This is a genomic window from Arthrobacter sp. Y3221159 (assembly GCF_059089885.1).
Map to the genome: position 1 here is coordinate 27778 of NZ_JBNHFC010000009.1, position 11948 is coordinate 39725.

General features: G+C 61.6%; 13 protein-coding genes. 10 read left to right on the forward strand and 3 right to left on the reverse strand.

The genetic code is table 11. The annotated features are described in order from the left end of the window. Positions 1 to 207 precede the first annotated feature (207 nt). Both AC5RT3_RS10775 and AC5RT3_RS10780 read right to left on the reverse strand, forming a co-directional pair. On the reverse strand, positions 208 to 762 hold the full coding sequence (locus tag AC5RT3_RS10775; protein ID WP_494124134.1) for a flavin reductase family protein: 555 nt from the start codon (positions 760 to 762) through the stop codon (positions 208 to 210). Between the two features lie 154 nt (positions 763 to 916). After that, positions 917 to 2392, reverse strand: a complete 1476-nt coding sequence (locus tag AC5RT3_RS10780; protein WP_494124135.1) for a DHA2 family efflux MFS transporter permease subunit — start codon at positions 2390 to 2392, stop codon at positions 917 to 919. A 219-nt stretch (positions 2393 to 2611) separates the two neighbouring features. On the opposite strand from AC5RT3_RS10780, the gene AC5RT3_RS10785 reads away from it, so the two are divergent. The 3 genes from AC5RT3_RS10785 to AC5RT3_RS10795 all read left to right on the forward strand — a co-directional run bounded on the left by AC5RT3_RS10785 (position 2612) and on the right by AC5RT3_RS10795 (position 5052). Then, positions 2612 to 3196, forward strand: coding sequence for a TetR/AcrR family transcriptional regulator (locus tag AC5RT3_RS10785; protein ID WP_494124136.1), 585 nt, complete (start codon positions 2612 to 2614; stop codon positions 3194 to 3196). 51 nt (positions 3197 to 3247) lie between these two features. Continuing rightward, complete coding sequence (locus AC5RT3_RS10790) at positions 3248 to 3556, forward strand: hypothetical protein (protein ID WP_494124137.1); 309 nt, start codon at positions 3248 to 3250, stop codon at positions 3554 to 3556. Between the two features lie 146 nt (positions 3557 to 3702). Then, positions 3703 to 5052: an NtaA/DmoA family FMN-dependent monooxygenase gene (locus AC5RT3_RS10795; protein WP_494124138.1), complete on the forward strand. Its 1350-nt coding sequence runs from the start codon at positions 3703 to 3705 to the stop codon at positions 5050 to 5052. Positions 5053 to 5296: 244 nt separating this feature from the next. Here AC5RT3_RS10795 and AC5RT3_RS10800 read toward each other — a convergent pair whose 3' ends face one another. Next, positions 5297 to 6493 carry a PucR family transcriptional regulator gene (locus AC5RT3_RS10800; RefSeq protein WP_494124139.1) on the reverse strand — a complete coding sequence of 399 codons (1197 nt, stop codon included), beginning with the start codon at positions 6491 to 6493 and terminating at the stop codon, positions 5297 to 5299. 115 nt (positions 6494 to 6608) lie between these two features. Here AC5RT3_RS10800 and AC5RT3_RS10805 point away from each other — a divergent pair, with 115 nt between their 5' ends. The 7 genes from AC5RT3_RS10805 to AC5RT3_RS10835 are packed head-to-tail and all read left to right on the forward strand — an operon-like array spanning position 6609 to position 11937. Next, entirely contained in the window at positions 6609 to 7412 is an 804-nt protein-coding gene (locus AC5RT3_RS10805) for an amino acid ABC transporter ATP-binding protein (protein WP_494103648.1), read from the forward strand. Continuing rightward, positions 7409 to 8074, forward strand: a complete 666-nt coding sequence (locus AC5RT3_RS10810; protein ID WP_494124140.1) for an amino acid ABC transporter permease — start codon at positions 7409 to 7411, stop codon at positions 8072 to 8074. Before AC5RT3_RS10805 ends, AC5RT3_RS10810 begins: the two co-directional genes overlap by 4 nt. Continuing rightward, complete coding sequence (locus AC5RT3_RS10815) at positions 8071 to 8742, forward strand: amino acid ABC transporter permease (protein ID WP_494103646.1); 672 nt, start codon at positions 8071 to 8073, stop codon at positions 8740 to 8742. Before AC5RT3_RS10810 ends, AC5RT3_RS10815 begins: the two co-directional genes overlap by 4 nt. A gap of 18 nt (positions 8743 to 8760) precedes the next feature. Further along, positions 8761 to 9615, forward strand: a complete 855-nt coding sequence (locus AC5RT3_RS10820; protein WP_494103645.1) for a substrate-binding periplasmic protein — start codon at positions 8761 to 8763, stop codon at positions 9613 to 9615. Then, complete coding sequence (locus AC5RT3_RS10825; RefSeq protein ID WP_494103644.1) at positions 9612 to 10439, forward strand: SDR family NAD(P)-dependent oxidoreductase; 828 nt, start codon at positions 9612 to 9614, stop codon at positions 10437 to 10439. Before AC5RT3_RS10820 ends, AC5RT3_RS10825 begins: the two co-directional genes overlap by 4 nt. After that, a complete protein-coding gene (locus AC5RT3_RS10830; RefSeq protein WP_494103643.1) occupies positions 10439 to 10789 on the forward strand; it encodes a Zn-ribbon domain-containing OB-fold protein in 351 nt (116 codons plus the stop codon). The genes AC5RT3_RS10825 and AC5RT3_RS10830 overlap by 1 nt, the downstream gene beginning before the upstream one ends. Continuing rightward, entirely contained in the window at positions 10786 to 11937 is a 1152-nt protein-coding gene (locus tag AC5RT3_RS10835; RefSeq protein ID WP_494124141.1) for a thiolase family protein, read from the forward strand. The genes AC5RT3_RS10830 and AC5RT3_RS10835 overlap by 4 nt, the downstream gene beginning before the upstream one ends. The last annotated feature ends 11 nt before the right edge of the window (positions 11938 to 11948 follow it).

Here is an 11948-nt window from a genome sequence, read left to right on the forward strand (position 1 = left end):
TCCACGTGTTTTCGGTGACCTTTGGTGAAAGAGCACGAACTTCGACACCTCGTCGGAATCGGCGCGGCACACGTCGGCGATACCGTCGCCGTCAGCGTCGGTTCACTGTACTTCCTTTTCTAGCGGGGGCAGGAAGCTCAGGTTGATCCTCTACATGAAGAGAGGACCAATCATCCGGTGGACCCGCGCATGTCTCGGAGCTGATGGTTATGCAGCGAGCTGACGTAGCTGGCTGCCGTAGAACACCAGGGGATTGGTGTCCATGTTCCGGTGCAAGTTATGAACTCGTAGGAGTACAAGGGCGTGGTCGCCGGCATCCACTTCGGTTTCGAGGCTGACCTGGAAAGTGGCGGAGGATCCTGTCAGCAATACAGCCCCGTCTTCGGTCTCATACCAGTCGATGTCGGTGAATCGTTCGGCTGAGGGGCGGGAAAGCATCTTGACCTTATCGACGTGGTCGGCGCTGAGGATGCTGATGCCCCATCGTGTGGTGTTGCGAAGAGTGGGCCAGGTCGTGGAGGTTAGGGCGACGTTGACTGAGACGAGCGGTGGGTCCAGGGACACGGAGGTGAACGAGTTCGCCAACAGGCCCACCGGATGTCCGTCGACGATGGCAGCGACGAGACTGATCCCGGTTGGAAAGGCACCTGTCACCCGCCGCATAGCCTGAGCGGTGGGCTCAGCCATCTCTTCCCGCACGGCGGGCGCGCTCACGCCAACACCGCTCTCGTGAACCATCGGATTGTTCGCTGAGTCCTGCATGTTAACCCTTACTCGTCTTCGGAGATACTCTCCGCGTCCAGTTCTTACTGTCACTGCCACGAGTCACCGCCAGCCTTTGGACGTGCATTGCACCGGAAGCTCGCACGTGGCAGGCGCCCCGCAGCTGTGCCGGCAGTTGTGCCGGCATTTCCGGCTAATGCCCCACTGGGAGATCAGTAGGGACCGATCCTGCGCGACGGGGCAGGAGGAGCGCCCCGGCTGCCGAGACCAGGGTCAGGAGCAGTGCGGTGATGAACGTCGCTCGCATGCCTTCCAGTGATACGCCGGCACCTGCACTCTGGGCACCGGTGAACAAGGTCAGGACGGTTATCAGGACTGCGATGCCGGCCGCCCCGCCCAGCTGCTGCAGGGTGTTCAGGGCGGCGCTGCCGTGGGGGTACAGGTGGCGTGGCAGGGAGCCCATGGCGAGTGTGAACAGCGGTGTCCACATGAACGCGAGCCCGATGCTGATCAGCAGGTGCAGGGTCAGGAGGATGCCGATAGCTGTGTCCGTGGTGACGGTGCTCAGCAGTGCCCAGCCCGCGGCGGCCATGACAGCTCCGGCGACCACCAGCAGGCGAGGTCCGACGCGCTCGTATACCCGGCCGACGGACGCCGCGGTGATAGCGATCGCGGCCCCTCCGGGGATGAGCAGCAACCCGGTCTCGAGCGCCCCCAACCCCAGGACGTTTTGCAGGACGAGGGGGAACACGACGTTGAGTCCGAACGCGGTCATCACCATGGCCAGGAAGATGCCGGTAGACAGGCTGAAGTCACGGTGAGCGAAGACGCGCATGTCGAGCATGGCCGCGTCCCGGCGCTGCAGGCGCCACTGCCGGGCGACGAACGCTGCCGTACCCATGACTCCGACAGCCAGCGCCACTGCGGCAATCAGCAACGAGGATCCACCGTGGGACTCACCGATCGTCGACAGCCCGTAGAGCAGGGTGCCGAACCCGATCGCGGCGAGGATGAGGGAGAGAACGTCGATTCTCACCGCCGTCGTCGGATCGAGGTTGCGGATCTTCCACCCACCGAGGACCAGTGCGAGGACTGCCAGCGGCAGCACCAGCAGGAAGATCCAGCGCCAGCTCAACTGCGCGACGACGATGCCGGAGATGGCGGGGCTGATCGCGCCGGCGAAGGCCGGGACGGCGGTGGTGACCGCCATCAACCGACCGCGTTTGCCTTCGGGTGCCAGTCGGATCGCGGTGGTCGTGAGCATCGGCAACAGGACCGCGGTCCCCAGCGCCTGAACGATCCGGCCAATGAGCAGAAGTTCGAAACCCGGTGCTACCGCGGCAATCACGGTTCCCAGAGTGAACAGGCCCATGGTCGCGAAGAACAGTGCTCGTAGCGTGAAGCGTTGCATCAGGAAGCCCGAGGAGGGAATGATCACGGCCATCGTCAAGGCGTAAGCCGTGGTGAGCCACTGACCGACACTGGCGGTCACCTTCAGCTCGTCCATCACCTGCGGCAACGCCACGCCCATGGCGAGTTCACTCAGGATCATCACGAAGGCACTCAGGGACAGGACGGTGATGACCACGATTTCATCGGGGCTGAGGCGCTCCCGCGCTGGTGCTGGCGTAGTAATTCCCGCCATAGCGGTGTCCAGGTGTTGACTCATGCCGGATCCGGCCCTTCTCGTAATACGGAATTCAAGATACGGAGCCACACTCCGCTTTCTTGGTGAGGCTACGGGACGGGATGACCTCTCGTCAAGGAGACAGTCTCCGTTTTGTTGGGGGGAGGCGCTCTGTTTGGTTTATGCGGGGTAGGGCTGAGGCTGCCGCCTTGCGCCTCCCATGTAAAGGAGGTAGTCTCCGTTTTGTCGAAGGAGCTGACGATGACTGCAGGGACAAGCGCCCCACGCACCCGCGCTGACAAGGAGCGCAACAGATCGCACATCCTCGAGGTTGCCCAGGAGTTCTTCTCCGAAGAAGGTGTCGCGGGGTCACTGGACACGATCGCGAAGCGGGCAGGTGTGGGGCCGGGAACTTTATACCGGCACTTCCCGACTCGCGAAGCGCTGATCGCGGCGCTTCTTCAGGCCCGGTATGACGAGCTCTTTGACCGTCGGGACCTGATTGAACGCGATGAGCCGGACACTGCCCGTGCCCTGGAGCGGTGGCTCGAAGCGCTCTATGACTACTCGACCGCCTTTGACGGGCTCCCCGAGCCGCTCCGCGTCGCCCTGTTCGAGGAATCTTCTCCCTTGGCGACCACGTGCGAAAACTTCATCACGGCCACGGAAGGATTCCTCGTCGCGGCGCAACGAGAGAACCGCGCGCAGTCGTGGGTTCGGGGCCGTGACCTCTTCCTGGGGGTGCTGGCTACGGCATGGGTCAGCGGTGCCGTTCTTGCGGATGACTCCTCGGCGACGGTGCTGCGGGCCGTTCATAAGTCCGGCTGGATGATTCCCAACCCCTAGCGAAAGCCCCGGCGAAGGCCGGCATGGCCGAGAGGACCGAGATGGTCGAGCTTGACTGCCGACGACCGGGCGGTACCCGCGCCTTCGTGGAGAAGGTGCTTCAGTTACCTACCCACCGTCCTGCACTCGGGGGCCCTGTGCCTAGACATCAATAGCAAGACCCTGGTCCTGGCCACAGCCGAGGGCCGCGCGATCCTCGACGCAGGTGCGCCCTCACCCCTGAACGGACCGGCCGCCCCACCAGAAGCCCCCGCCGCACTGCTGGCCTGGTTGGCAAGTGCAGAGAACACACACGAGACCGGGCAGGTCATCTTCCTCGACGGTGGCGCTGAGAGCATCCACCGCCCCGAGTCCATCTAGCCGCGCATGCCCTTCGCCTCACGAACACCGGGGTGGCCCGTCACCTAACGACCATCGCTTTGCAAAACGGAGATGTTCTCCGTATTCTTTTCTTGAGTGACCTTGTGATTTTTGGGGTCAGATCCAGCCATAAGAGAAGGACGGCCATGAACAACAATCCGATGCTGCTCGGAACGGTGTTGGGGACAACGTATGGGGCTCACCCGGGGGCGTGGCGGATGCCCTGGGCTGACCCCAACGCCTACACCGACCTCGAGCCTCACGTGCGTGCTGCACAGATCGCTGAGCGCGGCGGGCTGGACTACCTCTTCTACCCCGACCGCGTCTTCATCTGGGGTGACCTGGAGTCGGGGCCGCCCATCGTATCGATTGACCCGGTCATGTTGATGGCCGCCATCGCTTACGCCACTAACAAGGTCGGCTTGGTCCCTTCCATGTCCACCTCTTTCAACGAGCCGTACGGCATCGCACGCCAGCTCAGGGCGCTGGATATCATGAGCCGCGGCCGCGCCGGATGGAACCTCATCCCCAGTTATGAACCAGAGGCCTTCGCCAATTACGGACGTCCTGTGCCCTCACGCGATGAAAAGTACGGACGGCTTCATGAGGTCGTCCAGGTAACCCAGGCGTTGTGGGCGAGCTGGGGAAGGGAGGCCGGCAGCCCGGACAAGGTGAGCGGACGGTTCGCTGACACATCGCACATTCAGCCGATCAACCTGCAGGGTCGTCAGGTCGGCTCACGTGGACCACTCCAGATCCCGCCGTCGGAGCAGGGTCAGCCGGTGATCTTCATGCCCTTCGCCAGCGGCGCCGGCATTCAGGCCGCGGGCATGTATGCCAACGGCATCATCGCCGGACCATCGTCCTTGGAGGAATCTCGAGCCCAGAGGGACATGATTCGCTCCGTGACCGAGGCTGCCGGCCGCAACGCGGACGAGGTGAAATACCTTGCCTTCGTATCCTTCGGGCTCGGCGCGACCCAGCAGGAAGCCGTTGAGCGGCGGATGGCCCTGGAAGACGCCGCCGGTATTGAACAGCGCATCGCTCAACTGTCCAGGATGCTCGGCCTGCGTCTGGACGCAGCCGATAGGGACAAAGCGCTCACAGATGCTCAGGTCCGGGCGCTACGACCCAGTTCCGGATCGCAGCTGGCGGACCGAGCTCTCAGACTCGCCGGCCAGGGTCTGACGCCACGCGAGATCCTCGGACACGGAGTCCTCGACCTCAATCCGGGTCTCGTCGGAACTGCGGAGCAGGCCGCCGACATGCTCCAGGAATGGATGGAGGCAGGCGTCGCCGACGGTTTCTCCGTTGTGGTCGATGACCTGCATGACGGGTTCGATGATTTCGTCGACCATGTCGTGCCGATCCTGCGCCGACGTGGCCTTCGACCCGACGATTACCAGGGCTCCACCCTGCGCGACCACCTCGGTCTCCCCGAACAGCTCGGCCTCGATCCCCGCCTGGCTAACGGCAAGGCAGATGAAAGCCACTGAACAGAGGATGCGTAGCGCGACTCGACACAGCCATTGGTAGCTCCCTGAGAGCAGTAGGGGGTGAATAACCTATGAGAATTTTCCCTGGCTATGGGCGGGCGGGCCGGACCTCAAACGTAGATGACTCCCGGGCGTTCAAGGAAAAGGCCAGGATCCGTGTGTCAGCTTTGGGTGTAGTCCAGCTTGTTAGGATCCGCTTAACTTCACCCTGTCAAAGGTCCTTCCAAATAGTGCGGTCATGTGATTAGTGCTGGCCGCCTAAGCCGGCGAGATCCGATAGGACGAGAGCGAGGTAGAGGGAGGTCCGACGCCAGCCGTCTTCGAGGGCATCGCCTATGTGGCCCCGGCACCGGTCGAGACGGTAATAGAGGGTGGTTCTGTGGATGTTCAGTTCAGCGCAGGTTCTTTGGGTGTCTCCGGCCCAACGCATGTACATGAGTAGAGTCTCGGAGTTTACCGTGCGGCCTTCAGCGAGCAGAGCTGCGGCATCTGCACTGATCTCCTCTATGGATCGTTGGGTCCATGGGATGTGGCGAAACAGGACAAGGGCGCCCAGGCTGTCATAGTTCGTCCGATGTGGGGCTTCGGGGACCCTTCCGGCGATGCGTGCGGCGTATGCCGCCTCCAGATACACGTCCCGGAGGCCGTCTTTCCAGTCCAGAGTTTGGGAACTGCCGACCGCCCGGACCCTGATGTGATTGGGGCCGTGCTTGAGAGCGGCTTCAATACGATCGACTAAGGCGCGGTGCTTGGTGTCGCTGGATACGAGGACTATCGCGCCATCGACGATGCCTAGAAGTGTCGGTTGATCGAGGGCTCTTAGTGCGGGGGCAACCATCTGCGCGAGATCGGTTCGTTCCCCTGCCGTTTCTGCAGGGAGGGTTTCCTCCAGTTCAAAAACTGATACGACCAACCGCTTGAACTGCTCAATGGCGTGTTCGCTGACCAGTTCGGCTACTGCATATCCTGCCGTCACCGTGTCTGGGTGAATGAGCCGTTGGAGGTGGCGGCTCTGTGCGACGAGAACGTCAATTCCTGGTGCTGTGGTAGCCAATAGCGCATTCCGGATGTCTTCCGCCGCTGCCCGGGCATACGAATACTCCGTGGTGGTCAGTCCCGATTCTGAATCCAGGACGATCCACAGGAAAGCGATGTTTCGTCCGTTGGCCTCAATCGGGATGCACATCCGGGGCCGCAGGCCGGGCAAAAGCCCGCCTTCGAGCACGAAGGGATCCGCCCTCGTGAGCATTCCTTTTTCGTGGAGCATACGGACGACCGGCGTTGGTGTTCTCCGGCGCAGGATGCTCTCCACGCGGTACTGGTCGACGTTTGGGTCCTGTGCTGATGCGGCTAGCAGGTTCAGGTCAAAGTCATTGACTGCAACGGGTTTTCCGAGTTGGTCGGCGAGTTCGGCTACGACGGTCTGGAGGTCGAGGGGCATGGGACAAGTTTCCTACAAATGTCGGAAATAGTCTCAACAGCCCACTCATGCGTGTGGCTCACATCACTCCTAGACTCTAAGTAGGCGACCGCCAAATCGGAGAGGTAAGTCAAAGGTGACTTTGAAGATGCAATTTGAAAAGCTCGCAGGGCACGTGGGAACTACGGCGATCCAGGTGCAACAGTTGAAGAAGAGCTACGGCTCGCTCGAGGTGTTGCACGGCATCGATCTCGAGATCAACAAGGGCCAGGTTGTGACCCTTATCGGTCCCAGCGGTTCCGGAAAGAGCACTCTCATCCGGTGCCTGAACCTTCTCGAAGTGCCGAACTCCGGGACCATGAAGATTCTGGGACAGCCGCTTTTTGAAAACGGCAAAGTCGGGCTAAAGAAGTCGGATCTGCAGAGGTACCGGACGAAGGTCGGAATGGTATTTCAGTCCTTTAACCTCTTTCCCAATCTTTCGGCCTTGCAGAACGTTTCGCTGTCCCAGATCCACTCCCTGGACCGCACCCGGGCCGAAGCTGACGAGCGGTCCGCCCAGCTTTTGACCTCCGTCGGTCTCGGTTCGCGCATGCACCACATGCCGCTGCAACTCTCCGGGGGGCAGCAGCAGCGCGTGGCGATTGCCCGCGCGCTGGCCATGGACCCGGAGATCATGCTCTTCGACGAACCGACCAGCGCCATTGACCCGGAACTCCGCGTTGAGGTGCTGCAGGTGATGAAAGAGCTGGCGGGCGCCGGTATGACGATGGCGATCGTCACCCATGAGCTGAAGTTCGCGCAGAAGATCTCTGACAAGGTGCTCTTTCTCGCCGACGGCAGCATCGTTGAGGAAGGCACCCCGGAGCAGCTCTTTGGCTCACCAGCCCATGAGCGCACCAGGCAGTTCCTCGCGGCGGTGGAAGAGACCGAGCTATGACGTGGGTATCGGACCTTCTGGCGGTCGTCCCTGCCACGGTCCTGATTTGGGCCTCCTCCATCGCTATGGGAGCGCTTCTCGGTGTCGCGGTTGCTGCGGGAAGGAGCAGCCGAAACTCTGCACTGCGGATCATCGCAACCGTCTACATCGAAGTGGTCCGTGGTATTCCCACCCTGGTGTGGTTGTTCATCGTCTTCTTCGGACTTAACACCTTCGGATTCAGCCCAACGGCAGTCTTCAGCGCAATCCTGACGCTGGGCGTCGTCTCGTCCGCGTATACAGCCGAAATTTACCGTTCGGGGTTGAATTCGGTTCCTGCTACCCAGCGCGAGGCCACCGTGGCGCTCGGTTTGCCGCAGCACATCGCCCTGTCCAAGGTCGTAGTCCCGCAGGCCAAACCGATCATCTTCGCCGGGCTGGGTTCCTTCGGCATCCACCTGCTGAAAGAAACAGCCCTAGCTTCCCTGATCGGAGTCGTGGAAATCATGAACGTCGCTAACTACCTGGTCGAACGTGGAGCCAATGGGCTCAGCGTCTTCCTGGTTGCGGGTCTCATCTATATCGTCCTGTGCCTGCCGATTGGCGGCCTCGCCGCCCTTCTCGCACGACCGGCCCGCGTGAAGGCGACCACGGCAGACCAGAAGATGGCGGTATCGCGATGACATACTTCCTGGACCTGATTCCGGGTCTCGCCACTACCTTTGGGCTTTGGCTGATGATTCTGGCCATCGGGCTTCCGGCCGGCCTGATCTTCGGTTATCTCCTGGGCGCAGGGAAAGGCGTCGTCCGCGCCGTTGCGCTCTTCGTTGTCAACGTCGCCCGCGGTTTTCCTGGCCTGGTGACCCTTTACTTTGTCTACACCGGCCTACCGGAGCTGGGAATCTTCCTCTCCAACTTCGCCGCAGTGGTCGCCGCGTTTTCCTTCACCACCATGGGATACACGGCCGACATCTTCCGCTCAGCCATACAAAGCGTTCCCCGGGCACAGTCGGAAGCAGCCACCGCTCTCGGTCTCAGCTTCTGGAAAATCCAGGGACTGGTCATCCTTCCGCAGGCACTGAAAACAGTCATTCCTGCGCTGCTGGGCTTCACCGTCCTCGTCCTCCAGGCCACCTCTTTGGGCTACTCGGTAGGTGTCAAAGAGCTGACAGGCCTGTCCTACAACATGGGATCCATCACCTTCGATTCCCTCTCCTACATGCTCGCCGCCGGCACCATCTACCTGGTCCTCTGCCTGGGAATCTCCCAGCTGGCCGCCAGGACCAGCAGCCGCCGACCGAGTTTCCGCCGCCGCCTCCCGGCGGCAGTATCAGCCACCCTTTCCAAATAAGACCACGGAGTGAACACCATGAACACATCACTGCGCGCCATCCAAGTACTCCTTGTCGGTGCACTGGCCGCGTCGGCCACAGCCTGCGCTTCCAACGCCCCCAGTACCGCTCCTGCCGCTGACTGCAAACCCGTCGCGGAATTCGACACGATCGTTGACGACACACTCACCGTCGCTGCGGTCCAGCAGCTGCCCGGGATCAATGTGGACGTCAACACTAAGGAGATCACTGGCCTTGACTCTGTCCTGCTGACGAAGTTCGCGGAGGAGAATTGCCTGCGCCTTGACGTTCAGCCACTGGCGGGAGCAGCCGCTGTCGCTGCCATGACCGAGGGCAAAGCCGACGTTGCCGGCGGCGGCTGGTACAAGACGGCCGAGCGCGCCAAGGTCCTCGGCCAATCAGAAACCCTGTGGTACGACCAGGCCGGCATCGTGTCCAAAACCGGTCTGGCCTCCATCGACGAGCTGGCAGGCAAGAAGGTCGGCGTCGTCGGAGGCTCCCTCTTCGAGAAGCCGCTCGGTGAAGCCATTGGCGCAGAGAACGTGGTGTCCTATCAGTCCATCGATGCCATCTTCAAGGATCTGGAGTCCGGACGCATCGACGCCGCCCTGGGCGCCGGTGCCACACTTGCGATCCAAATCAAGGACCGTGGCAACTCAGAGCTGAAAATATCAACCCTGGATCCGAACCCGAAGTACGAAGTTCTCACCAAGCCCGGCGAGCCGAACTACCCCTATACAAAGTCGAACGAGCAGCTCGGCGCGGCCCTGAATGACTTCATCAAGCGAGCCAAAGAAGAAGGGCTGATCAAGGACGCCCTTGCCGAATACGGCATCACCAGCCAGACAGCCCTGGAAGGACCGTCGAAGTGACGGCAGCAGCAGGCATCGACACGACCGCGTCCAACGCCTTGCTAGGGCTGACAGTACTGGTCACCGGGGGAGGAAGCGGCATTGGTGCAGGAATCGCTGCGGAGATGGCTAAAGCGGGAGCAACGGTGGTGGTCAATGACTACGACGAGCGTGCCGCGAAAGAGGTCTCTGAGGAACTTGTCGCCCAGGGCTACCTCGCGCACGCCGTCGCCGGGGACATCACCGACGACGCCACCATCCGGGCTTTGATCGAGGAATGCCAGCAAATTGGTGGCGGGGTTGACGTCCTGGTTAACAATGCCGGCATTACCGGCAAGCAACACTTTGAAGACATCGATCCGGCGACCTGGAACCGGGTGCTGTCCGTTAACCTCACCGCGCCGTTCGCGCTTTCTGCAGCGGTTATCCCTGGGATGAAGCAAAAAGGCCAAGGCAGAATCATCAATATCGCGTCCATCGCCGGCATCCGCGTCAGCGTTCTTGGCGGCGCCGCCTACACCGCTTCCAAAGCTGGCGTTCTGGGGCTGACGAGGCACCTGGCGAGCGAGCTCGCGCCCGACAACATCACGGTCAACGCCATCCTGCCCGGTGTGACCCTGACACCCCTTGTTGAAAAGGCCACCGATACAGCGGGCAGGACTGCGATAGCAGCGTCAGTTCCCCTTGGCCGCATGGGCACACCGCAGGACATCGGACGCCTTGCCGTTTATCTTGCGGGTGAAGACAGCTCCTACATCACGGGCGTTTCCATCCCCATCGATGGCGGTATAACCGTGCTGCCAGGGGACTACACCGAGTACCGGCAGTCGAGAGGCGAGAACTGATGTCCCTCACCAGCAATCACACCCCGACTGATGTGCAAACCATCCCAATAACAGCCTGCACTCATTGCCGGTTCCGCAGCCCGACCCCCGCTGCCTCCTGTCCGCTCTGTGGCGAGGCTACAGAGCAGCGGGAAGTCGAAGCGATCGGAACGGTCTGGTCCCACACGCTTGTCCATCTGCCCCACGGAACCAACACCACCGGCTACCGGCTTGTCTACGTCGACCTCGACGACGGCCCCCGAATTCTCTGCCAGCAAGCACCCGATGAACCCCCGGTGAAGGTGGACGATCGCGTCCTGATCGGCTCCGGCAGCGAGGACACCTACTTGATCAAGGAAGTAACACGGTGAGCATCACCGAACCGATCCTCACCGGAGTGGGAACAAGCAACTTCGGCAAGCAACCCTTCTCAGCCGAAGAACTCGTCACCCAGGCCATCCAGGAAGCCCTCCTTGCATCAGGGGTCACGGCCCGGGACATAGACGCCATCTACATCGGCACCGTTTTTGCTTACCCGGGTACCGCACACCGCGCCCTCCGAGCAGCCGGATTGGCTGGCGTTCCCATCATCACCGTGGAAAACGCCTGCGCCAGCGGGACCCTGGCCGTCCACATGGCAGCGCAATCCGTGCGGTTCGGCGAAAACTCCACTGCACTGGCCGTGGGCTTCGAGAAAATGTCTGACTGGATCAAGGGCCCCATTCCTACCGACACCAAGGACAGGGAAGCCATCCAGGGGATGCAGCTGCCTTCAATGTATGCCATGACGGCGACCCGATATATGGAGAAATACGGGGTCACCGCCGAACAGCTCGCCTACATCTCCGTGAAAAACCACGCGAACGCCATGCAGAACGACAGGGCCCAATACCGCGGCGACTACACGATCGAGCAGATCCTCGGCTCCCGCCCCATTTCAGATCCCCTGACTCTCCTGCAGTGCAGCCCCATTTCCGACGGGGCAGGAGCTGTTGTCATCAGAAGCAAAGACGTGGTCGATCCAGGGACGCAAGGAGTCAAGGTCCTGGCATCAAGCTTCCAGAGTGGAGCCATTTGGCCGTCCCCGGACTCGGACAAGGTCTGGAACTGGGAACTCATCGACCGAACAACCCGGCGGACTCTTAAACAAGCCGGCCTGACCAACAACGACATTGATGTCTGCGAGGTCCACGACGCGTTCACCATTGGGGAAATCATCACCGTTGAAGCGATGGGATTCTGTGAGGAAGGCGAAGGCGCCGCGTTTGCCGAAGAAGGGCACACCTCCATGGGTGGTCAAGTCCCCGTCAACCCCTCCGGTGGGCTGCTTTCGAGAGGGCACCCCCTTGGTGCAACAGGACTTGCGCAGGTCGCCGAAATCTATTGGCAGCTCACGGGCAACGCCGAAGGGCGCCAGGTCCCCTCGGCCCGCCGCGGCCTCGTCGAAACGATGGGCGGCAGCGCCAGTGGCCTCAGCGGCAACGGATGCGTCGTCACCGCCTTTGAAACTCTGACCTAGGAAGAATCACA

Coding starts and splice junctions, on each gene's coding strand:
- AC5RT3_RS10775 (WP_494124134.1), bottom strand. CDS start 762: ATGCAGGACTCAGCGAACAATCCGATGGTTCACGAGAGCGGTGTTGGC.
- AC5RT3_RS10780 (WP_494124135.1), bottom strand. CDS start 2,392: ATGAGTCAACACCTGGACACCGCTATGGCGGGAATTACTACGCCAGCA.
- AC5RT3_RS10785 (WP_494124136.1), top strand. CDS start 2,612: ATGACTGCAGGGACAAGCGCCCCACGCACCCGCGCTGACAAGGAGCGC.
- AC5RT3_RS10795 (WP_494124138.1), top strand. CDS start 3,703: ATGAACAACAATCCGATGCTGCTCGGAACGGTGTTGGGGACAACGTAT.
- AC5RT3_RS10800 (WP_494124139.1), bottom strand. CDS start 6,493: ATGCCCCTCGACCTCCAGACCGTCGTAGCCGAACTCGCCGACCAACTC.
- AC5RT3_RS10810 (WP_494124140.1), top strand. CDS start 7,409: ATGACGTGGGTATCGGACCTTCTGGCGGTCGTCCCTGCCACGGTCCTG.
- AC5RT3_RS10815 (WP_494103646.1), top strand. CDS start 8,071: ATGACATACTTCCTGGACCTGATTCCGGGTCTCGCCACTACCTTTGGG.
- AC5RT3_RS10820 (WP_494103645.1), top strand. CDS start 8,761: ATGAACACATCACTGCGCGCCATCCAAGTACTCCTTGTCGGTGCACTG.
- AC5RT3_RS10830 (WP_494103643.1), top strand. CDS start 10,439: ATGTCCCTCACCAGCAATCACACCCCGACTGATGTGCAAACCATCCCA.